At 73.4% G+C, this 20,702-nt stretch carries 20 protein-coding genes; 14 read left to right on the plus strand and 6 right to left on the minus strand.

The window, feature by feature from the left end:
• Positions 1-155: 155 nt before the first annotated feature.
• The 9 genes from rpmI (at position 156) to OG776_RS32630 (ending at position 11,946) form a co-directional block, all read left to right on the plus strand.
• Positions 156-350, plus strand: a complete 195-nt coding sequence (gene rpmI / locus OG776_RS32590; protein WP_003947156.1) for a 50S ribosomal protein L35 — start codon at positions 156-158, stop codon at positions 348-350.
• A gap of 98 nt (positions 351-448) precedes the next feature.
• Entirely contained in the window at positions 449-832 is a 384-nt protein-coding gene (gene rplT / locus OG776_RS32595; RefSeq protein ID WP_148007733.1) for a 50S ribosomal protein L20, read from the plus strand.
• A gap of 1,040 nt (positions 833-1,872) precedes the next feature.
• The gene (locus OG776_RS32600; protein ID WP_329326564.1) at positions 1,873-2,733 is read left to right on the plus strand and encodes a TrmH family RNA methyltransferase; all 861 of its coding nucleotides are present in this window, start codon (positions 1,873-1,875) and stop codon (positions 2,731-2,733) included.
• Between the two features lie 91 nt (positions 2,734-2,824).
• Positions 2,825-4,012, plus strand: a complete 1,188-nt coding sequence (locus tag OG776_RS32605; RefSeq protein WP_148007735.1) for a sensor histidine kinase — start codon at positions 2,825-2,827, stop codon at positions 4,010-4,012.
• A 192-nt stretch (positions 4,013-4,204) separates the two neighbouring features.
• Positions 4,205-5,329 (plus strand): phenylalanine--tRNA ligase subunit alpha, encoded by a 1,125-nt coding sequence (gene pheS, locus OG776_RS32610; protein WP_148007736.1) that lies wholly within the window; start codon positions 4,205-4,207, stop codon positions 5,327-5,329.
• Positions 5,329-7,839, plus strand: a complete 2,511-nt coding sequence (gene pheT, locus OG776_RS32615; RefSeq protein WP_148007737.1) for a phenylalanine--tRNA ligase subunit beta — start codon at positions 5,329-5,331, stop codon at positions 7,837-7,839. The genes pheS and pheT overlap by 1 nt, the downstream gene beginning before the upstream one ends.
• Positions 7,840-8,578: 739 nt before the next feature.
• Positions 8,579-9,613: a PP2C family protein-serine/threonine phosphatase gene (locus OG776_RS32620; RefSeq protein ID WP_329323791.1), complete on the plus strand. Its 1,035-nt coding sequence runs from the start codon at positions 8,579-8,581 to the stop codon at positions 9,611-9,613.
• Positions 9,614-9,960: 347 nt separating this feature from the next.
• On the plus strand, positions 9,961-11,301 hold the full coding sequence (locus OG776_RS32625; protein WP_148007738.1) for a transcriptional regulator: 1,341 nt from the start codon (positions 9,961-9,963) through the stop codon (positions 11,299-11,301).
• Positions 11,302-11,400: 99 nt separating this feature from the next.
• On the plus strand, positions 11,401-11,946 hold the full coding sequence (locus tag OG776_RS32630) for an NUDIX hydrolase (protein WP_148007739.1): 546 nt from the start codon (positions 11,401-11,403) through the stop codon (positions 11,944-11,946).
• A 158-nt stretch (positions 11,947-12,104) separates the two neighbouring features.
• Here the strand turns inward: OG776_RS32630 and OG776_RS32635 are convergent, their stop codons facing one another.
• Positions 12,105-12,362, minus strand: coding sequence for a hypothetical protein (locus tag OG776_RS32635; protein ID WP_148007740.1), 258 nt, complete (start codon positions 12,360-12,362; stop codon positions 12,105-12,107).
• A gap of 207 nt (positions 12,363-12,569) precedes the next feature.
• Positions 12,570-13,430: a 3-hydroxybutyryl-CoA dehydrogenase gene (locus tag OG776_RS32640; protein WP_187285498.1), complete on the minus strand. Its 861-nt coding sequence runs from the start codon at positions 13,428-13,430 to the stop codon at positions 12,570-12,572.
• A 169-nt stretch (positions 13,431-13,599) separates the two neighbouring features.
• Here OG776_RS32640 and OG776_RS32645 point away from each other — a divergent pair, with 169 nt between their 5' ends.
• Positions 13,600-14,859: a glycoside hydrolase family 10 protein gene (locus tag OG776_RS32645; protein WP_329326566.1), complete on the plus strand. Its 1,260-nt coding sequence runs from the start codon at positions 13,600-13,602 to the stop codon at positions 14,857-14,859.
• Between the two features lie 43 nt (positions 14,860-14,902).
• Here the strand turns inward: OG776_RS32645 and OG776_RS32650 are convergent, their stop codons facing one another.
• Both OG776_RS32650 and OG776_RS32655 read right to left on the minus strand, forming a co-directional pair.
• Positions 14,903-15,097: a DUF1918 domain-containing protein gene (locus OG776_RS32650; protein WP_148007743.1), complete on the minus strand. Its 195-nt coding sequence runs from the start codon at positions 15,095-15,097 to the stop codon at positions 14,903-14,905.
• Positions 15,098-15,222: 125 nt separating this feature from the next.
• A complete protein-coding gene (locus tag OG776_RS32655) occupies positions 15,223-16,161 on the minus strand; it encodes a DMT family transporter (RefSeq protein ID WP_329322971.1) in 939 nt (312 codons plus the stop codon).
• On the opposite strand from OG776_RS32655, the gene OG776_RS32660 reads away from it, so the two are divergent.
• From OG776_RS32660 to OG776_RS32670, 3 genes are all read left to right on the plus strand, one after another.
• Positions 16,160-17,623 carry an aminotransferase-like domain-containing protein gene (locus OG776_RS32660; protein WP_148007745.1) on the plus strand — a complete coding sequence of 488 codons (1,464 nt, stop codon included), beginning with the start codon at positions 16,160-16,162 and terminating at the stop codon, positions 17,621-17,623. The genes OG776_RS32655 and OG776_RS32660 overlap by 2 nt on opposite strands.
• Positions 17,624-17,665: 42 nt before the next feature.
• Entirely contained in the window at positions 17,666-18,103 is a 438-nt protein-coding gene (locus tag OG776_RS32665) for a GNAT family N-acetyltransferase (protein ID WP_148007746.1), read from the plus strand.
• Positions 18,104-18,166: 63 nt separating this feature from the next.
• A complete protein-coding gene (locus tag OG776_RS32670; protein WP_148007747.1) occupies positions 18,167-18,751 on the plus strand; it encodes a histidine phosphatase family protein in 585 nt (194 codons plus the stop codon).
• A gap of 101 nt (positions 18,752-18,852) precedes the next feature.
• On the opposite strand, the gene OG776_RS32675 is transcribed toward OG776_RS32670, so the two are convergent.
• On the minus strand, positions 18,853-19,335 hold the full coding sequence (locus tag OG776_RS32675) for a DUF6314 family protein (protein WP_329322972.1): 483 nt from the start codon (positions 19,333-19,335) through the stop codon (positions 18,853-18,855).
• A gap of 7 nt (positions 19,336-19,342) precedes the next feature.
• Positions 19,343-20,143: a LysR family substrate-binding domain-containing protein gene (locus tag OG776_RS32680; protein WP_148007749.1), complete on the minus strand. Its 801-nt coding sequence runs from the start codon at positions 20,141-20,143 to the stop codon at positions 19,343-19,345.
• Positions 20,144-20,201: 58 nt separating this feature from the next.
• Here OG776_RS32680 and OG776_RS32685 point away from each other — a divergent pair, with 58 nt between their 5' ends.
• Positions 20,202-20,606, plus strand: coding sequence for a DUF5997 family protein (locus OG776_RS32685; RefSeq protein ID WP_148007750.1), 405 nt, complete (start codon positions 20,202-20,204; stop codon positions 20,604-20,606).
• Positions 20,607-20,702 lie beyond the last annotated feature (96 nt).

The raw sequence follows: 20,702 nt of genomic DNA on the forward strand, positions 1-20,702 counted from the left end.
TCCCAGGGCGAAGGCTCCGGGGGAGTCCGGGACGAGAGTCCGGGAGGCCGCCGGGGGCGAGTCGGGGGATGCCAACCGATACACACATGACGTTCCACCGTGCCCGGTTTCGCGACCGGGCACCGGAACGCCACTGACGAGGAGAGAACGGCGCTATGCCGAAGAACAAGTCGCACAGCGGTGCCAGCAAGCGCTTCAAGATCACCGGCTCCGGCAAGGTGCTCCGTGAGCGCGCCGGCAAGCGCCACCTGCTCGAGCACAAGTCGTCCCGTCTGACGCGGCGCCTGACCGGCAACGCCGAGATGGCCCCGGGCGACGCCAAGAAGATCAAGAAGCTTCTCGGCAAGTGACGTACGGCGGCACTCCGCCGCCGTACGCCAGGACCGGGACCCCATCGAATTCGGGCCGTGTGACCACAGACCACGGCCCCGCTACAAGGAGTTAACAAGTGGCACGCGTCAAGCGGGCAGTCAACGCCCACAAGAAGCGCCGGGCGATCCTCGAAGCCGCCAGCGGCTACCGCGGTCAGCGTTCGCGTCTGTACCGCAAGGCCAAGGAGCAGGTCACCCACTCCCTGGTCTACAACTACAACGACCGCAAGAAGCGCAAGGGCGACTTCCGTCAGCTGTGGATCCAGCGCATCAACGCCGCTGCCCGCGCCAACGGCATCACCTACAACCGCTTCATCCAGGGTCTGAAGGCCGCGAACATCGAGGTCGACCGCAAGATCCTGGCGGAGCTGGCCGTGAACGACGCCGGCGCGTTCGCCGCGCTCGTCGAGGTCGCGCAGAAGGCGCTGCCGGCGGACGTCAACGCGCCGAAGGCCGCGTGACGCTCGTACTGGCCTGAGCCGGACGTAGCCTGTGGACCCGCCAGCCTGACGGCTCGCGGGTCCCTGTGCGTTCCGCTCCGCGGGTTCGGCGCGGCGTCCGCCCCACGGGATACCCGGTCCGCACGCGCGGCCCGGGGCCGGGGCGGCGCGGCTCCGCCGTCCGGTCCGCGGTTCCGGCCGCGTACCGATCCCGCGGACGCGGCGGCAGGCCACGTACCCGGGCCGGCGGACCGCGGGTGCCTCCGAGGACGTGGAACCGCACGCACCACGGGGGTTCGCGGATCGCGCGCGCACCCGTGCGCGTGCCGTACGTCCAGCCGGGCGTCGCGGATCGCACGCGCGACGGTCGTCCGCGGACGCGGTGGGCGCCCTGGGGCCGCGGATCGCACGGCGCACCCGTGCGCGTGCCGTACGTCCAGCCGGGCGTCGCGGATCGCACGGTTGCCCGGGGGTCGCGGATGTCATTCGCGCCGGGGCGCGGACCATGTGCACCCCGGGTTCGTCGACCGGCTGTGGCGCCCAGCGACACGGAGCGGGTGAGGGCCGGGGCTCGTGCGCCCGCGGCCCGCCGGACGGAGGGACCCGACCGCTGCGACCGGCGGCGGAGGGCGTGGCACGGGCGGCCGTCGGCCGGGGCGTGACCGGGAGCACCCGGACCGGGTGACGCCGGTCCTTGCGGGCGGTCCCGGACGGTCGCCGCGACTGCCCGCCGCCCGGCCGCGACGCCTCGTCCGGGCACCGTGACGGCCCGCCTGACGGGTCCCGTCCGGACACCGCGGCGGCCCGGTCCTCCGCCGCGGGTCGTGCGGTCGCCCCGGCCGCCGGGGCAGCCGGTCGTCCGTCCGTACAGGTGCCGCAGCCGGCCCGTCCGTGCCGGTGCCGGTGACCTCGCTGTCCCGTCCGTCCGTACAGGTGCCGCTGCTCTCCCGTCCACCGATGCCGCCGCCGTTCCGTCCGTCCTGCCGTCGCCCGCACCGCAGTGGTCCGTGGGCCCCTGGCCCCGACCGTCGTCCCCCTTCGCTGACTCCTGAGGTGACTCCATGCCCGCCGCACCCGTCGAGCTGATCTCCCCGCGGTCGCCCCGCGTCCTGGCCGCGCGGCGGCTGGCCCGGCGGAACTTCCGGGGCAAGGACCGGCTTTTCCTCGCCGAGGGCCCGCAGGCGGTGCGCGAGGCCGCGGCGCACCGTGCCCACGGGACCCCCACCCTCGTCGAACTGTTCGCCACCCCCGAAGCCGCCGAGCGCTACGCCGACATCGTCGGGGACGCCCGTGCCGCCGGAGCCCGGGTGCACCTCGCCGCCGAGGACGTGATCGCCGACATCTCGACGACCGTCACCCCGCAGGGACTCGTCGGGGTCTGCCGCTTCCTCGACACCCCGTTCGAGGACATCCTCGCCGCGCGGCCCCGGCTCGTCGCCGTCCTCGCGCACGTCCGCGACCCCGGGAACGCCGGCACCGTCCTGCGCTGCGCGGACGCCGCGGGTGCCGAGGCCGTCGTGCTCACCGACGCCTCCGTCAATCTCTACAACCCCAAGGCCGTACGGGCCTCCGTGGGATCCCTGTTCCATCTGCCGGTCGCCGTCGGTGTCCCCGTCGAGGACGCCGTGCGGGGTCTGAAGGCCGCCGGAGTACGGATCCTCGCCGCGGACGGCGCGGGCCAGGACGACCTCGACGACGAGCTCGACCAGGGCACCATGGGCGGGCCCACCGCCTGGGTGTTCGGCAACGAGGCCTGGGGGCTCCCGGAGGAGACGCGCGCGCTGGCCGACGCCGTCGTGCGCGTCCCGATCCACGGAAAGGCCGAGAGTCTGAACCTCGCGACCGCCGCCGCCGTATGTCTCTACGCGTCCGCCCGTGCACAGCGTGCCTCCGGAGGGTGCCGCTCCGTCACCGACGGCTAGTAGGGTGACGGGCTCGGGGGCCTCCCCCAAGCTCTCGGCTTCGCTCGAGCAGGGAGGTGCCCCACCGCCAGACGAGAGGTGGGATACGGGGATGGGTGTCGGCACGAGCGGTGCGAACAGCGCGCTGCGCGCCCGGGACGCGCGCGACACGCCCGCGCCCCGGGGCGAGGAGCGCCCCGGAACCGACCTCGCCGTCGATCCCGACGACCTTCCCGACGGACTCGTCGTCGCCGACGAGCACGGCCGGGTGATCTCCTTCAACGCGGCCGCCGTGCGCATCACCGCGGTCCCCGCCGCGCAGGCCCTCGGACGGCAGCTGGAGGCGGCTCTCCCGCTGGAGGACCTCGAAGGCCGCCGGTGGTGGCAGCTGACCGACCCCTACGGCGGGCTCGCGATCCGGGTCGGCCAGCCCGAACGCAATCTGCTGCTGCCCGGCGGACGCGAGGTCCTGGTCTCCGCGCGGTACGTCCGCGGCCGGCCCACCGGCCCGGTCCGCCGGGTCGTCGTCTCCCTGCGCGACACCGAGGCCCGCCGCCGCACCGAGCGCAGCCACGCCGAACTGATCGCCACGGTCGCCCATGAACTGCGCTCCCCGCTCACCTCCGTCAAGGGCTTCACGGCCACGCTGCTCGCCAAGTGGGAACGCTTCACCGACGACCAGAAGAGGCTGATGCTGGAGACGGTGGACGCCGACGCCGACCGGGTCACCCGCCTCATCGCCGAGCTGCTCGACATCTCCCGCATCGATTCCGGGCGCCTCGAAGTACGCCGCCAGCCCGTCGACATAGGCGCCGCCGTCGGCCGCCACATCCAGGCCTATGTCACCTCGGGCCAGCCCGCCGACCGATTCCTGCTGCGCATCGAGCAGCCTCTGCCCCAGCTGTGGGCCGACCCGGACAAGATCGACCAGGTGCTCAGCAACCTGCTGGAAAATGCGGTGCGCCACGGCGAGGGAACCGTCACCATCGACATCACGCCCTCGGTGTCCCCCCGCGACCGCGGGGACGACGCCACCGCGGCAACCGCCCCGGGCGCCGCGCACGCCGCCACCTCGGTGACCGTGAGCGACGAGGGCACCGGCATCCCGGAGGAATCCATGAACCGCGTCTTCACCCGCTTCTGGCGGGGCAGCAAGCGCGGTGGCACGGGCCTCGGGCTGTACATCGTCAAGGGAATCGTCGAAGCCCACGGCGGCACGATCACGGTCGGGCGCGCGCCGGGCGGCGGCGCCGAGTTCCGATTTACGTTGCCCGTGAGCACCCCGGCGTATCTCCTGTAACGCCGACGAGGCCCCACGGGCGCACACGCGGGGGAGCCCCGGCCGGGACGCGCAGTCCGGCACGGCCCCCCACCCCCGTTAGACTCGGCCTTTGGCACCTTTGCGTCCCCGTATTCATGTTTCAGGGACGAAGCGCGTCCCCCCGAGTCGGGACGGGGACCATCCGCCAGCCAACCGGAAGCACGGGAAGAGATGTCGGCACCGAATAAGTCGTACGACCCTGTAGAGGTCGAGGCCTTGAAACCGGAAGAGATCGAGCGCATGCGGGACGAGGCGCTCGCCGCCTTCGCCGCCGCCGGTGACCTCGACGCGCTCCAGGAGGCGAAGGTCGCCCACACCGGCGGCACCTCACCGCTGGCCCTCGCCAACCGCGAGATCGGCGCCCTGCCCCCGCACGCCAAGGCCGCCGCCGGCAAGCTCGTCGGCCAGGCCCGCGGCGCCGTGAACAAGGCCCTCGCCGCCCGCCAGACCGAGCTGGAGGCCGAGCGCGACGCCCGGGTCCTGGTCGAGGAGGCGGTGGACGTCACACTGCCCTACGACCGGGTACCGGCCGGGGCGCGCCACCCCCTGACCACGCTGTCGGAGCGCATCGAGGACGTCTTCGTGGCCATGGGCTACGAGGTCGCCGAGGGCCCCGAGGTCGAGGCCGAGTGGTTCAACTTCGACGCCCTGAACATCGGCCCGGACCACCCGGCGCGCGGTATGCAGGACACCTTCTTCGTGAAGGGCCCCCAGGGCCACGAAGAGGAGTCGAACATCGTGCTGCGCACCCACACCTCGCCGGTGCAGATCCGCTCGATGCTCGACCGCGAGCCCCCCGTGTACGTGATCTGTCCGGGCCGTGTGTACCGCTCGGACGAGCTGGACGCCACGCACACCCCCGTCTTCACCCAGGTCGAGCTGCTGGCCATCGACGAGGGCCTGACCATGGCCGACCTCAAGGGCACCCTCGACCACATGGTCCAGTCGCTCTTCGGTTCCGACATGAAGACCCGGCTGCGCCCGAACTTCTTCCCGTTCACCGAGCCGTCCGCCGAGATGGACATGGTGTGCTACGTCTGCCGCGGTGACTCCGTCGGCAACCCCGACCGGCCCTGCCGCACCTGCTCCTCCGAGGGCTGGATCGAACTCGGCGGCTGCGGCATGGTCAACCCCCGCGTGCTGGTCGCCGCGGGCGTCGACCCCGAGAAGTACAGCGGATTCGCCTTCGGGTTCGGCATCGAGCGGATGCTGATGTTCCGCCACAACGTCGAAGACATGCGAGACATGGTCGAGGGTGACGTCCGGTTCACCCGGCCGTTCGGGATGGAGATCTGATGCGGGTCCCGCTTTCTTGGCTGCGGGAGTACGTCGACCTGCCGGCGACGGAGACCGGCCGCGACGTCCAGGCCAAGCTCATCTCGTCCGGTCTCGAGGTCGAGACCGTCGAGCAGCTCGGCGCGGGCCTCAAGGGCCCCCTCGTCGTCGGCGAGGTGCTGACCATCGAGGAGCTGGAGGGCTTCAAGAAGCCCATCCGCTTCTGCACCGTCGACGTCGGCACCGCCAACGGCACCGGTGAGCCCCAGGAGATCGTCTGCGGCGCCCGCAACTTCGCCGTCGGCGACAAGGTCGTCGTCGTCCTGCCGGGCGCCGTCCTGCCCGGCGACTTCGCGATCGCCGCGCGCAAGACGTACGGCAGGACCTCGCACGGCATGATCTGCTCCGGCGACGAGCTGGGCATGGGCGACGACGGCAGCGGCGGCATCATCGTCCTGTCGCCCGAGCACGAGGCCGGCAGCGACGCCATCGAGCTCCTGGAACTCGTCGACGAGGTCCTGGACATCGCCGTCACCGCCAACCGCGGCGACTGCCTGTCGATGCGCGGTGTCGCCCGCGAGACCGCCATCGCGTACGGGCTGCCGCTGCGCGATCCGGCCCTGCTCGACGTACCGGCCCCGAACGCGTTCGGCTACCCGGTGCAGGTCTCCGAGCCGCTCGGCTGCGACCGCTTCACCGCGCGTACCGTCACCGGACTGTCCGCCGAGGCCCGCTCCCCGATCTGGCTGCGCCGCAGGCTGCAGAAGGCCGGGATGCGTCCCGTCTCTCTCGCGGTCGACGTCACCAACTACGTGATGCTGGAGCTCGGCCAGCCGCTGCACGCCTACGACCGCTCCCTCGTCCAGGGGACGATCGGTGTGCGCAGGGCGCGACAGGGCGAGCTGCTCACCACGCTGGACGGCACCAAGCGGGTCCTCGACGCCGAGGACCTGGTCATCACCGACGACCGCGGGCCCATCGGTCTGGCCGGCGTCATGGGCGGTGCCGACACGGAGATCGCCGACCACGAGGACACCACGCGTGCCACCGGCGACGTGGTGATCGAGGCCGCGCACTTCGACCCGGTCTCCATCGCGCGCACCGCCCGCCGTCACAAGCTGGGTTCCGAGGCGTCCAAGCGCTTCGAGCGGGGCGTCGACCCGCAGGCCACCTCCGCCGCGGCGCAGCGCACCGTCGACCTGCTGGTCCTCCTCGCGGGGGGCAGCGCCGAGGCCGGCGTCACCGAGGTCATCGCGCCCTCCGCGCCGCACACCATCACCGCCCCGGCGAACCACCCGGACAAGGTGGCCGGTGTCGCCTACGGCCGCGAGACCGTCGTACGCCGCCTCCAGCAGGTCGGCTGCGACGTCTACGGGCAGGACGAACTGATCGTCACCGTGCCGTCCTGGCGGCCCGACCTGATGGCGCCGAACGACCTGGCCGAAGAGGTCATCCGCCTGGAGGGCTACGAGAACCTGCCCTCCACGCTGCCCCGGCCCCCCGCCGGCCGTGGTCTGACCGAGCGCCAGCGGCTGCACCGACGCGTCGGCCGCGCGCTGGCCGGAGCCGGCTTCGTCGAGGCGCTGAACTACCCCTTCCTCAGCGAGGACGTCTTCGACCAGCTCGGCCTGGCCGCGGACGACCCGAACCGCCGGGTGGTCACGCTCGTCAACCCGCTGTCCGACGAGGAGCCCGCGCTCCGTACGACGCTGCTGCCGGGCCTGCTCGGCGCGCTGCGCCGCAACGACGGCCGTGGCGCGCACGACCTGGCGCTCTTCGAGACCGGACTGGTCTTCCACCCGCACGGGGAGCAGCGCATCGCCTCCCGGCTGCCGGTGGACCGGCGCCCCACGGACGAGGAGATCGCGGCGCTCACCGCCACCCTCCCCGTCCAGCCCCGGCACGTCGCGGTCGTCCTCACGGGCGCCCGCGAGCAGGCCGGCTGGTGGGGCAAGGGCCGTCCGGCCGACTGGGCCGACGCGGTGGAGGCGGCCCGGACCGTCGCCCGTGAGGCGGGCGCCGAGCTCGTCGTCCGCGCGGGCCGCTACGGGCCGTGGCACCCCGGCCGCTGCGCCGAGCTGGCCGTCGTGCTCGACGGCGAGGAGCGGGTCGTCGGTCACGCGGGTGAGCTGCACCCGCGCGTGCTGAAGGCGCTGAACCTGCCCGGGCGCACCTGCGCGATGGAGCTCGACCTCGACCGTCTGGAGGAGGCGGGCGCCGGAGCCCTGCAGGCGCCGCGGATCTCCGGGTTCCCGGTCGCCACGCAGGACGTCGCCCTGGTCGTCGACCGAGGCGTTCCGCACGCGGAGGTGGAGGCGGCGCTGCGGGAAGGCGCCGGTGGCCTCCTGGAGTCCATCCGCCTGTTCGACGTGTACGAGAGCGAGCAGCTGGGCGAGGACAAGAAGTCCCTGGCCTACGCGTTGCGCTTCCGCGCGGCCGACCGGACCCTGACCGTCGACGAGGCGTCGGCGGCCCGGGACGCGGCGGTGGCACTCGCGGGCGAACGGGTGGGGGCGGTGTTGCGGGGCTAGCTCCGTCCATGGCTCCGCCTGTGGCTCCGCCGGAGGAGCCGGGGGACTGCGGGCCCGCGCCCGGCGGCGGGCCCGCAGTCCCCTGACGGGGCTGTTCCCTGCCGGGGGCCCGGGGGTCCAGGGTCCGGTGCGGGTGTGTTGTGGCTGAGCGCGCAGTTCCCCGCGCCCCTGACGGGCGCGCGTCGGTCGTCGGGTGCGGGTGGTCGTCGGCTGGCCGCGCAGTTCCCCGCGCCCCCAAGGGGCGCGTCCGGCGCGGGCTGTCCCGGACAGGAAACCCCGCCCCGAAAGGGGCGCGGGGAACTGCGCGACGAGCCACGACGCACCCGCACCCGCCCTTCGACGGGGCGCGTCCCGTCGGGGAGGGCGCCCATGAGGGGGCGCGGGGAACTGCGCGACGAGCCACGACGCACCCGCACCCAACCCCCGACAGCCCCCTCCACCCGCCCCCGGTCACCTGCATAAATGCACGCGGCGAGGGGTGTCTCACTCGTTCGGGTGGGAAGTTCGGGGGATGCGGCCCGATCGCGGCACGCGGTCGACAGAATCGGACCGGTCTCACGGAGGCCGTCTGCGCTGTCGGGCCTATTGGGGGGCCATCGGCATGATCCGAATCAAGGCTGGGGCCCCCGACAGGGCGCGGCTCCGGACGACCGCACGGGAGCCCGCCCACCCCGGCGTCGGCCTGCGCGACGACCTGGTCCGGTCGGTCCGGCGGTCCGACCGCCCGCCCCTGCGCCGGATGCTCAGCCTGGGCCTGCCCACCGTCTGGGGCGCGATCGCGCTCACGTACCGGATGACCTGCCCGCTGGGCGCGCAGGAGGGCCTCGTGCCCCGGATGGTCGCCGGCGCCGTCTTCTTCGCGGTGGGAACGGGACTGATACTCCAGGTCAGATGGACGCTCCTGAAGGAGCTGAGGCAGGTCCGCGAGGTCGCCGGCGCCGCCCAGAGCGTGCTGCTGCGCCCCCTGCCCCCACGCGTCGACGGACTGAACGTCGCGGCGGCCCAGGTCTCGGCGCACCGCGGCGCGGACATCGGCGGTGATCTCTACGAGGTGATCGCCACCGAGCACGGCGTGCGGATCGTCATGGGTGACGTCCGCGGACACGGCCTCGGCGCACTCGCCACCGTCGCCGCCGTCCTCGGCAGTTTCCGGGAAGCGGCGCACGACGAACCCTCGCTCGGGCGTGTGCTCGGACGGCTGGACCGTGCCCTGGCGCGCCATCTGCGCGAACGCGCGAAGGCCGAGCACCCCGCGGCGGGTCCGGACCCCGAGAGCTGGGCCGCCGAGGAGTTCGTCACCGTACTGCTGCTGGAGATCCGCCGGGACGGCGAGGTGCACGCGCTGAACTGCGGTCACCCGTGGCCGTACCGGCTGCCCGGCCACCCCGTGACGCCGGGCGGTCACGGCCGTGTCGAGCGGCTGTCGACCGCCGAACCCCTGCCGCCGCTCGGCCCGTTCCCGCTCCCGACGGAGCTGCCCCTGGTGCACTGCGGTCAACTGCTGCCCGGCGAGGGCCTGTTCCTGCACACCGACGGTGTCGAGGACGCGCGCGACGGCCACGGCCGGTTCTTCCCGCTCGCGAGCGCGCTGACCGACGCCGTCCGGATCCGGCCCGTGGCACCGCAGTTCGTCCTGCACAGCGTCCTCAAGGGGCTGCTGCGGCACACCCGTGGCAGACCCGACGACGATGTGGCCGTCCTGGTCCTGCGCAACGACCGCCCGCGCACCCCCGTGCGGCAGGACCGGCCGGTCGCTCATCACGTGCCGCGCTAGCGGGCGGACGGCAGGGCGCACGAGTCGTACAACCACCCCTGGCGCAGGCGTCGTTGACCGATCTTCGCCGTCGGCAGGAGTGCCGGCGGAGCCGTCCGCCCCGCCACGGAGTGTCGGGCAGGCGGCTGGGCGGACGGCGCGGATGCGGGCCGCCGCACTGTACGAGGGGGAGCCGGCGGCCCGGCCGGCCTCTTGCGAGGCATTTCAGTCAACCGGCCGGGAACGCTCCGCGACAGCGCGCGCACGGCACGGATACGGGCATTCCGTTCACACCCCGTGTGAAGGGGGACGTACTACTGTGTCGGCACTGTCGGCACCGACAGCACCGAGCCATCCGGGGGGCCCGCATGCAGCCCAACACACTCCTCGACGCGATCCTCGACGAGGCGGGCGTCTCGCACGCCGGACTGGCGGCCCACGTCAACCAGGCCGGCCGGGCGCGCGGTCTCGCCCTCCGGTATGAACACACCGCCGTGGCGCGGTGGTTGAAGGGCCAGCGCCCGCGGGGTCAGGTGCCCGACCTGATCTGCGAAGTGCTCGCGGCGCGCCTGCAGCGGCCCGTCACGCTCGACGACATCGGACTCGGCGTACCGGGTGAGCCCGCGGCCCCGCACGGCACGTCCCTGTCCGGCTTCGTCGAGCGGGCCACCGCCCTGTGGCGCTCCGACGAGCAGCAGCGCCCGCATCTCCTCGGCGCCCCGGCCGTCACCGGCACACCCGCCGTGATGCCCGTGTGGGAGTGGGAGAACCCGCCCGAGGACGTGGACGTCTCGCGCGGCGGACGCCACCGGGTGAGCATGGCCGACATAGAGATGCTGCGTTCGGCCCGCGCGCACTACGAGCAGATGTACCGCAAGGCCGGCGGTGTCGCGACCCGCACCCGGATCGTCGGGTTCCTCAACGCCGAGACCGCGCCCCTGCTGCGCGGCAGCTACACCGACGCCACCGGCCGCCAACTGCACCGCGCCACGGGCGGACTGGTCGCCGTCGCCGGGATCTGCGCCTACGACTCCGACGCGCACGGGCTCGCCCAGCGCTACTTCCACCAGGCGCTGCGGCTGGCCAAGGCCAGCGGGGACCGGGGGCTCGGCGCCTACGTCATAGCGCTGCTGGTCAACCAGTCGCTGTTCATGCGGGAGTACCGTCAGTCCGTCGCCTTCGCGGAGGCCGCGCTGCGCGCCGCGGGACGCCACATCACCCCCGCGCTCGCCTCCGACCTCTACGCGATGCAGGCGAAGGCGTACGCCCATCTCGGCGACGGCAGCAGCGCGTTGTCCTGCATCCGGCGTGCCGAGCAGGCCGCCGAGCGCATCCGGCGCGGTTACGAGCCCGACGAGACCGGCTATGTCCAGCCCGGTCTGGTCAACGTACAGGTGGCGGAGGCGCTGCTCAGCCTCGGCGACCTGGTGGCCGCGGCGGCGCACGCCGCCGCGGCCGTGGACACCCCGGCGCACGACCGGGGAAGAGTGCACCGGCTCGCGATGCTGAGCCAGATCGAACTGCGCCAGGGCAACGCGGACAAGGCGGTGGCCACCGCCGTCCAGATGGCCGAGCAGGCACGCGGAATGGAGTCCCAGCGGCTGCGGGACAGACTGCGCGCGGTACGCGAACACCTGGTGCGCAGCGGCTGTGCGGGCACGGCCGAAGCGGCCGAACTCATCGACGGAGCACTGCGCGTACCGCTCTAGACCACCGGGCCCGCCCCCGCGCCGTGCGCCGCTGTGCGCCTGCTGTCAGGCCGCTCCTGCTGCGATATTGCCATCTACTCGGCGGAAGGTGGCAGAACCGTGCAGTGGACGAAACTGAACGAACAAACTGTGTACGCAAACCGCTGGTTCGACGTCAATCTCGCGGATGTCGAGCTGCCGGACGGCCGGCATCTCGATCACTTCCTGATACGGCTGCGTCCGGTGGCCGTGGCCACCGTGGTGAACGACGCCAACGAGGTGCTGCTCCTGTGGCGGCACCGGTTCATCACCGACAGCTGGGGGTGGGAACTCGCGGCGGGCGTCGTCGAGGACGGCGAGGACATCGCCGTCGCGGCGGCGCGCGAACTGGAGGAGGAGACCGGCTGGCGACCGGGTCCCCTGCGCCATCTGATGAGCGTCGAGCCCTCCAACGGGCTGACCGACGCCAGGCACCACATCTACTGGGCCGACGAAGGCGCCTACACCGGACACCCGGTGGACGACTACGAGTCCGACCGGCGGGAATGGGTTCCCCTCAAGCTCGTCCCCGACCTGGTCGCCCGCGGCGAGGTGCCGGCCGCGAACATGGCCGCCGCGCTGCTCCTCCTGCACCACCTCAGGCTCGGTCAGGACGCCTTGCCCTGACCGGACCCCGCACGGCGTCCGGAGGGCGGGTCACGTCCGGCCGTCCGGGGGTGGGTCGCGTCCGGCCGTCCGGGGGCGGCGCGCGTCCGGTGGTCCGCGGCGGGATGCCGCGCCGGACGCCGACCGCCCGGGGGAACGGCCGGACAGCTCCTCAGGGCCTAGTGGCCCAGGGCCTGCCAGATCGCCACGGCGAGCGCGCCGACGGCGGTGACGGCCGCGACCGCGGGCAGCGGCCAGCGGGTGTGTTCCATCGCGACGACGCGCGTGCTCAGGTCGTCCACGTCCTTGGCGGTCTGTTCGGCGCGGTGACTGAGCAGGGTCAGTCCTCCCTCGACGCGGGCCTGGGCCACATCGAGTCTGCGGCGTAACTCGGCGAGTTCTCCATGGACCACGGGATGCTCCGGGTCGGCGGTCACGTGTCCGCTCCTTTCCGTAGTCGTCACATCCCTTGCATGTACACGGAAAGTCAACTCGCCTGGTGGGCGCGTGGGGAGCGTGTGCGCACGGCATATGCGGGCCCGGCGCGCACACGGCGTGTGAACGGAGTGGGCCCGGCACCGGAAAGGGTGCCGGGCCCACAAGCCCCGCGGCCGCCGGGCGGCCGGACGGCGGAGGAGGGAGGGTCAGCCGTAGGTGTAGAAGCCCGACCCGGACTTCCGGCCCAGCCGGCCCGCGTCGACCATGCGCTGGAGCAGCGGGGGAGCGGCGTAGAGCGGCTCCTTGTACTCCTCGTACATCGAGTGGGCGACCGAGGCCACGGTGTCCAGGCCGATCAGGTCGGAGAGCTTGAGCGGCCCCATCGGGTGCGCGCAGCCCATCTCCATGCCGTTGTCGATGTCCTCGCGGCTGGCGATGCCCGACTCGAACATCCGGATCGCGGAGAGCAGGTACGGGATCAGCAGGGCGTTGACCACGAAGCCGGAGCGGTCCTGGGCGCGGATCGCGTGCTTGCCGAGCGCCTTCTCGGCGAACAGCTGCGCCCGGCCGAGGGTGCCCTCGGAGGTGGTCAGTGCCGGGATCAGCTCGACGAGCTGCTGCACCGGCGCCGGGTTGAAGAAGTGGATCCCGACGACCTGGTCGGGACGCGAGGTGGCGACGGCGAGCCGGACCAGCGGGATGGAGGAGGTGTTCGAGGCGAGGATCGCGTCCTGCCGGGTCACCACCTGGTCGAGGACCTGGAAGATCTCGGTCTTCACCTGCTCGTTCTCGACGACGGCCTCGATCACCAGGTCCCGGTCTGCGAACTCGCCGAGGTCGGTGGTGAAGCTCAGCCGGTCCTGGGTGGCCGTGAGCTCGTCGGCGGAGATCTTTCCGCGCTCGGCCGCCTTGGAGAGGGAGTTGAACAGCCGGGTACGGCCGATCTCCAACGCCTCGCCGGTGGTCTCGGCGACCTTCACGTCGAGACCCGCGCGGGCGCAGACCTCGGCGATGCCCGCTCCCATCTGGCCGCAGCCCACCACTCCGACGCGTTCGATGTCGGTCACATCGTCCCCTTCGTTGATCTACGGGCCTGGCAGGTCCCTCGTTGTTCGGTGCCTGCTCCGATCGTGCACGTTACCCGGAAGTATCGATGATCGATCGCCCGGGGCGGGCATGCTGTGCGACGGGACGATCCGTGACCGGGCGGGTCCACTGGGTAAGAGGAGAGCGCGGATGGGGCGGGTGTCACGGCGGACGTTCACGGTGGCCGCGGCGGTGGCGCTCACCGGACCCCTCGCCACCGGCGACTCGGTGGCGAAACCCGGTACCGGGATCACCCCCGGACCGCCCGGCCGGCGGAGCGCCCCCGCGGAGCTGCGCGGCATGTGGCTGACCACGGTGCTGAACCGGGACTGGCCCTCGCGGGCCGGGCTGACCCCGGACCGGCAGCGGGCCGAACTCGTCGCCCATCTCGACACGGCGGTCCGGCGCGGTCTCAACGCGGTGGTCTTCCAGGTCCGCCCCGCGGCGGACGCCCTGTGGCCCTCGGCGTTCGAGCCCTGGTCGCAGTACCTCACCGGTGTGCAGGGCCGGGACCCCGGCTGGGACCCGCTCGGCACCGCGGTCGCCGAGGCCCACGCGCGGGGCCTGGAACTGCACGCCTGGTTCAACCCGTACCGGATCGCCGCGCACACCGACCCCGGCAGGCTGGCGGCGCACCACCCCGCGCGGACGCACCCCGACTGGGTCGTCCGGTACGGCGGGAAGATGTACTACAACCCGGGGCTGCCGGCCGTGCGGGCGTTCGTGCAGGACGCGATGCTCGACGCGGTGCGCAGATACCCCGTCGACGCGGTGCACTGGGACGACTACTTCTATCCGTACCCGGTCGCCGGGCAGACCTTCGACGACGCCGCCGCCTACGCGGCGCACGGCGCGGGCTTCGCGGACCGGGCCGCCTGGCGCCGGGACAACATCGACGCGCTGGTACGGGAGATGGCCGCGCGCGTCCGGCAGGTCCGCCCGGGCACGCGCTTCGGCATCAGCCCGTTCGGGGTGTGGCGCAACGCCGCGAGCGACCCGCACGGCTCGGACACCCGGGCCGGCGTCCAGACGTACGACGATCTGCACGCCGACACGAGGAAGTGGGTCCGGGAGGGCTGGATCGACTACATCTGTCCACAGATCTACTGGAACGTCGGGTTCGCCGCCGCCGACTACGCGAAGCTCGTGCCCTGGTGGGCGGCCGTCACCCGGGGCACCGGGGTGCGGCTGTACGTGGGCGAGGCGCTCTACAAGGTGGGGGACCCCGCACAGCCCGCCGCCTGGCGGGACCCGGCCGAGCTCTCCCGGCACCTCACCCTCGCGCGGAAGTATCCGGAGGTGCGCGGGCACGTCTTCTTCTCCGCCAAGGGCGTCGGCTCCGATCCCCTCGGCGCGATGACACGGGTCGTGGCCGACCACTACCGGCAGCCGGCGACCCCCGTGCGCTGAGCCGCGCACGGGGGTCCCCGCTCCTCGGCGCCCCGGGGCGGGGCTACCGCAGGGGGTCCTTGTGCCGGATCTCGGAGTCGGGCCCGGGAGAGCAGACGGCCTCGTGCCCGTCCGGGAACCGGACGCGATACGGGGGAGTTCCCTCCTTGCCCATGACCTGGGTGATCTCCGCGACCTTGTCGTGCTGTCCGACGACCCTGCCGTGCTGCACGAGCTGGTCGCCCTCGGTTGCGCGCATCGTGGGTCTCCCTCGCCAGTTGCGGGAGTGCTGGAGTGATGGAGTGGTGGGGGCTGGAACGGTGGACCGTGACCGTGGGTCCGCGGCCGCTGGTGCGCCGGGCGACGCCGGCACCCGGGTACTGCTCAGCCCCGCGCTCGCTGGGTGAGGGCGATACAGACCAGTACGGCCGCCGCCGTGAGCGGAGCGGCCGGCGTGAGTCGCTCGCCGAGGAGCAGTACCGACCACACCAGTGTGAGCAGCGGCTGAGCGAGCTGCAACTGGCTGGCCTTCGGAATGCCGATCGCGGCCATCCCGCGGTACCAGACGACGAGCCCCAGGAACTGTGATCCGACCGCCACCCACAGCAGCCCCGTCACGCTGTGCGCCGACCACCGAGCGGGCTCGTACGACAGCGCCAGCAGCGCGCCCGGCAGCGAGAGCGGCAGACACAGGACCAGCGCCCAGCCGATCACCTGCCACCCCGGCATCACCCGGGCCAGCCTGCCGCCCTCGGTGTAGCCCGCCGCGCAGATCAGCAGCGCGCCGAAGAGATAGGCGTCCGCGCTGATCAGCGCCCCTCCGCTCTGCTGCACGGTGAACGCGATCACCGCCGCCGCGCCCGCCAGGGCGGCGCCCCAGAACAACCGGGAGGGCCGCGCACCGGTGCGCAGCGCCGAGAACAGCGCCGTCGTCAGCGGCAGCAGGCCGACGACCACGGCGGCGTGGGCGGTGGTGGACGTCCGCAGCGTGAGCGTCGTCAGCAGCGGGAAGCCCACCACGACACCCGCGGCGACCACGGCGAGCCCCGCCCGGTACCGCCGCTCCGGCACGGGCACGCGCAACGCCAGCAGGCAGCCGCCCGCGACGACGGCCGCGAGGGCGCTGCGCACGGCGACGAGGGACCAGGGGCCGAAGCCCTCCAGACCCCAGGCGGTGGCGGGGAAGGTGAGGGAGAAGGCGATGACGCCCAGGGCGGCCTGGAGGGTGCCGGAGCGGCGGTCGGCGCGACCGTCCGCGCCCGGAGTGGTGACCGCGCTCTCCGCTATCGCCGAGCCGACGATAGCGCTACTCTCTGCTCTCATGCAGCAGAGTAGCAGTGTCGCCGAACTCGTGAAACAGCTCCGTCAGGAAGTCAACCGCTACTCGCCCGGTGGAAAGCTGCCGTCGAGCCGGGCGCTCGTGGAACGGTTCCGGGTGAGCCCGGTGACCGTGTCGCGCGCGCTGGCACAGCTCTCCGCCGAGGGGCTGGTGGTCACCCGCCCCGGGGCCGGCGCCTTCCGGGCGCGTCCCCGGACTCCCGCCGCACCGGCCGGGGACACCTCCTGGCAGGAGGTCGCGCTGAGCGCGGACGCCGCCACCGAACTCGTCCCGCGCACGGTGGACGCCTCCGGAGTCCTGGCCACCCTGGCCGCCCCGCCGGCCGGCGTCGTCGAGTTCAGCGGCGGCTATCTGCACCCCTCGCTCCAGCCCGAACGCGCCATGGGCGCCGCCCTGTCCCGGGCGGGCCGGCGGCCCGGCGCCTGGTCCCGGCCGCCGGTGGAGGGGCTGGCGGAGCTGCGCGAGTGGTTCGCGCGCGGGATCGGCGGCGCGATCACCGCCGCGGAGGTCCTCGTCACGGCGGGCGGCCAGTCCGCGCTCACCACCACCCTGCGCGCGCTCGCTCCGCCCGGCGCGCCGGTCCTCGTCGAATCACCCACCTATCCGGGCATGCTGGCCATCGCCCGCGCGGCCGGGCTGCGGCCGGTGCCGGTGCCGGTGGACCCCGACGGCGTGAAGCCGGACCTGCTCGCCGACGCCTTCAGGGCGACCGGCGCCCGGGTCTTCGTCTGCCAGCCGCTGTTCCAGAACCCGACCGGCGCCGTGCTCGCCCCCGAGCGGCGGGGCGCGGTACTGCGGATCGCGCGGGAGGCGGGCGCGTTCGTGGTCGAGGACGACTTCGTACGCCGGCTCGTGCACGAGGACGCCGGGCCGCTGCCGCGCCCGCTGGCCGCCGAGGACCCGGACGGGGTCGTGGTGCACGTCGGTTCGCTGACCAAGGCGACCTCACCGAGCTTCCGGGTCGGGGTGCTGGCCGCGCGCGGACCGGTCCTGGAACGGCTGCGCGCCATCCAGGTCGTGGAGACCTTCTTCGTGCCGAGGCCGCTTCAGGAAGCCGCGCTGGAACTCGTCGGATCACCGGCCTGGCCCCGCCATCTGCGGTCCGTGTCCGCCGAGTTGCGGAACCGACGGGACACGATGACCGCCGAGCTGCGGCTGCGGCTGCCCGAACTCGCCCTGCCGCACGTCCCGTACGGGGGCTACCACCTGTGGCTCCGGCTGCCCGAGGGCACCGACGAGTCCGCGCTGGCCGCCACCGCCCTGCGCGCGGGCGTGGCCGTCACCTCCGGCCGGCCCTACTTCAGCGCCGAACCCCCGGCCGCCCACCTCCGTCTGAGCTTCGCGGCGGTCGCCGGCACGGAGGAGATCACCGAGGGTGTACGACGCCTGCGCGCCGCCCGGGACGAGACGCTGGGGACGGGGTCCACCGCGGTGTCCAGCCGGTGAAAACCGCTCGACCCCGCCGCCCCGGCCTGCGACCCTCCCCGCATGACCGACCCACTGCAGCTGCCCGGCGGCTACGAGATCTCCGCCGACCCGGCCCGTATCGACGTCGCCCGGGTGCACCACTGGCTCTCCACGGACGCCTACTGGGCCCTCGGAGTGCCCCGCGAGAAGCAGGAGCGCGCGATCGCGGCCTCGCTCAACTTCGGGGTGTACGAAGGCCTTTCGGGCGAGCAGGTGGCCTACGCCCGCGTCGTCACCGACGAGGCGACCTTCGCCTGGCTGTGCGACGTCTACGTGGCCCCGGCCGTCCGCGGCAAGGGACTGGGGTCCGCCCTGGTGACGGCCGTCCGCGACCATCTCGAACCCTTCGGCCTGCGCCGTGTCCTGCTCGCCACGCACGACGCCCACGGTGTCTACGAGAAGATCGGTTTCACACCGCTCGGCCGCCCCGACCAGTGGATGGCGCTCGTGCCGCGGTGAGCCCCTGAACACCGTGCGTAGCCCCTCTTGACCTGCGGATGTTCCGCGCTCCACGATCCTCGCATGCATCTTCGGGTCACGTTCGTCGCTGCCGCGCGCAGTTCGTCGTTGCTCGCCGAACGCTTCGAGGACGACCGCCCGCTGGATCAGGCGGGCTGGGACGAGGTGCAGCGTGCCGCCCCCGGACTGCTGCCGCTGGCGGTGGCCGAACTGCGCTACTGCTCACCGACCCCGCGCAGCCGCGCCACCGGCGACGCGCTGGGCTTCGCGCCGCTGGTCCAACCCGCGCTGCGCGACTGCGACATGGGCCGCTGGCGCGGGTTCACCCTGGGCGAGGCGATGGCCCGCGAGCCGTCCGCGGTGGACGCCTGGCTCGCCGACCCGCGCTCGTCCCCGCACGGCGGTGAGTCCCTGATGTCGTTCATCTCCCGGGTCGGCGGCTGGCTCGACACCCGCCCGGCGGACGACGGCGGCCGGATCGTCGCGGTGGCGGAACCGTCCGTGGTGCGGGCGGCGCTCGTCTACGCGCTGCGGGCCCAGCCGACGACGTACTGGAACATCGACGTACGCCCCCTGTCGGCCATGACCCTCACCGGGCACAACGGCCGGTGGAATCTGCGTCTGGAGGCGACGGCGCGCGGCGACTAGGGCCTTTCTTCCGGATCAGGCCGGCTCCGGCCCACGGAGCCATCTCGGCCGACCCGGGCGTGCCGGACCCCGTGACTCCGGCATGATCCGGAAGAGAGGTCCTAGCGGGGTCCGTCGTCCGCGCGGCGCGGTTCTCCGTCCGGGCGCGCGTACTCGGTGGTGAGGAGCAGGTCCTTGGCCGGGCCGCCCACCCGCCACACCGTGCGCCAGCGGTCCGCGCCGGAGACGGTGAACTCGCCGCGGTACAGGTCGGCCGCGCACGGGTGGTCGGCGACGTGCCGTCCGGTGCCGAGGTCCAGGGCGTGGAAGGGGCGGCCGTCGGAGAACCGGACGTCCGCCGTGCCCGCGCGCTGCCCCGGCAGGAACCACAGGGTGCGCTCCGCGGGCCTGGCGACGCCCTGCCAGGTGAAGGTGCCGGACTCGTGGTGCAGCAGGCCGTCCCCTCCGTCGTCGAGAGGTGAGAACACGGTCGTCCCGGTGAAACGCCCCTCGGCGCCGCTCGCGAGGTCCCGGACCGAACGCTCCACGCGCCAGGTCCCGGTCAGGTACGCCAGGACGTCGGCCACCGGCCAGAACTCGTCCACGGGCCGCTCACGACCGCCGGCGGGGCTTGCCCCGCCGACCGCTCCCGGAGCCGCCGGCTCCGCCGCGGGAGCCGGTGCCACCGGTCCGGCCGCCCGTCCTGCCACCGCCCGCCGCCTTCTTCCGAGCTCCACCGGCCTCGGCCCGTCCGCCCTTGGCGGACGCCGACGCCGTGCCCGACGCGCGCGCCGGGGTCTGGGAGCGTCCGCGTGAGCTGTTCACGGTCCGGCCCCGGACGATCCCGATGAAGTCCTCCACCAGGTCGGTGGTCGCGTCCTCGGGCCAGGACAGCGCGACGCGCGACTCGGGGGCGTCCGTGAGCGGCCGGTACGTCAGGTCCTTGCGGTGGTGCAGGCGCGCGAGCGACTGGGGAACGACCAGCAGGCCGATGCCCGCCGCCACGAGCTCGACGGCGTCCTCGGTGGTGGCGGGCCGCTCGAACGCGGGCAGACCCGGCGGGCGCTCCCAGCCGAGGGTGTCGTCGAGCGGGTGCAGCACGACCTCGTCGGCCAGGTCCTCGGCGGTCACCTCGTCGACCGCGGCGACCACATGGTCCTTGGGGGCCACGACCACCGTCGTCTCGGTGTAGAGCGGGATCGCGCTGAGGTCCTCCCCGTCGACCGGCAGCCGGACGAATCCGGCGTCGGCGCCGCGGTCGCGCAGCAGGCCGAGCGCCTCGGTGGCGGCCACCGGGACGAGGGTCAGCGGGACGTCGGGCAGCCGTTCGTTCCAGATCCGCACCCACTTCGTGGGCGTCACTCCCGGGACATAGGCGAGCCGGAACGAAGAAGGTACTTCCGAGCCTGTCACCTCGCCAGGCTATCGGTCGTGGTCGGAGGCCGCGCACACGCTCGATACCCTTGACATCATGACGCCGCACCAGACCACCCAGACCATGAAGCCCGCCACCGCGGCGAAGAAGCTGGGTGTGTACCTCGAAGCCACCCCCGCCGAGTTCCAGGAGGGCGTCGTCTCGCGCGCCGAGCTGAACGCGCTGCAGACCGACCCGCCCGCGTGGCTGCAGGAACTGCGGCGCAACGGCCCGCACCCCCGGCCCGTCGTCGCCGCGCGGCTGGGCGTCTCCATCGCCGGGCTCGCCCGCGGCGGGGTCACCGAGCCGCTCACCACGGAGCAGATCGACGCGCTGAAGCAGGAAGACCCCGGATGGCTGCGCCGGGAGCGCGCCACCCAGGCCGAGGTACGCAAGGAGGAGGAGCGCCTCAGGGAGCGGAACGCGCAGCGCGCCGCCCAGCCCCGCGACCCGCGTTCCTGACCTCCGGCTCCTCCCGACCCCCGCTCCCGCCCGCTCTCCCGGGCGGGGAACACCTGGCCACCCGTGCCGCGGCCTACGCTGTGCGCATGGGTGGGA

The organism is Streptomyces sp. NBC_01689, assembly GCF_036250675.1.
GTDB lineage: Bacteria > Actinomycetota > Actinomycetes > Streptomycetales > Streptomycetaceae > Streptomyces.

What these genes read in the sequence shown, in the direction of transcription:
- rpmI (WP_003947156.1), top strand. Translation starts at nt 156, where the DNA reads ATGCCGAAGAACAAGTCGCACAGCGGTGCCAGCAAGCGCTTCAAGATC.
- OG776_RS32600 (WP_329326564.1), top strand. Translation starts at nt 1,873, where the DNA reads ATGCCCGCCGCACCCGTCGAGCTGATCTCCCCGCGGTCGCCCCGCGTC.
- OG776_RS32605 (WP_148007735.1), top strand. Translation starts at nt 2,825, where the DNA reads ATGGGTGTCGGCACGAGCGGTGCGAACAGCGCGCTGCGCGCCCGGGAC.
- pheS (WP_148007736.1), top strand. Translation starts at nt 4,205, where the DNA reads ATGTCGGCACCGAATAAGTCGTACGACCCTGTAGAGGTCGAGGCCTTG.
- pheT (WP_148007737.1), top strand. Translation starts at nt 5,329, where the DNA reads ATGCGGGTCCCGCTTTCTTGGCTGCGGGAGTACGTCGACCTGCCGGCG.
- OG776_RS32620 (WP_329323791.1), top strand. Translation starts at nt 8,579, where the DNA reads ATGCTCAGCCTGGGCCTGCCCACCGTCTGGGGCGCGATCGCGCTCACG.
- OG776_RS32625 (WP_148007738.1), top strand. Translation starts at nt 9,961, where the DNA reads ATGCAGCCCAACACACTCCTCGACGCGATCCTCGACGAGGCGGGCGTC.
- OG776_RS32645 (WP_329326566.1), top strand. Translation starts at nt 13,600, where the DNA reads ATGGGGCGGGTGTCACGGCGGACGTTCACGGTGGCCGCGGCGGTGGCG.
- OG776_RS32650 (WP_148007743.1), bottom strand. Translation starts at nt 15,097, where the DNA reads ATGCGCGCAACCGAGGGCGACCAGCTCGTGCAGCACGGCAGGGTCGTC.
- OG776_RS32660 (WP_148007745.1), top strand. Translation starts at nt 16,160, where the DNA reads ATGCAGCAGAGTAGCAGTGTCGCCGAACTCGTGAAACAGCTCCGTCAG.
- OG776_RS32655 (WP_329322971.1), bottom strand. Translation starts at nt 16,161, where the DNA reads ATGAGAGCAGAGAGTAGCGCTATCGTCGGCTCGGCGATAGCGGAGAGC.
- OG776_RS32665 (WP_148007746.1), top strand. Translation starts at nt 17,666, where the DNA reads ATGACCGACCCACTGCAGCTGCCCGGCGGCTACGAGATCTCCGCCGAC.
- OG776_RS32670 (WP_148007747.1), top strand. Translation starts at nt 18,167, where the DNA reads ATGCATCTTCGGGTCACGTTCGTCGCTGCCGCGCGCAGTTCGTCGTTG.
- OG776_RS32685 (WP_148007750.1), top strand. Translation starts at nt 20,202, where the DNA reads ATGACGCCGCACCAGACCACCCAGACCATGAAGCCCGCCACCGCGGCG.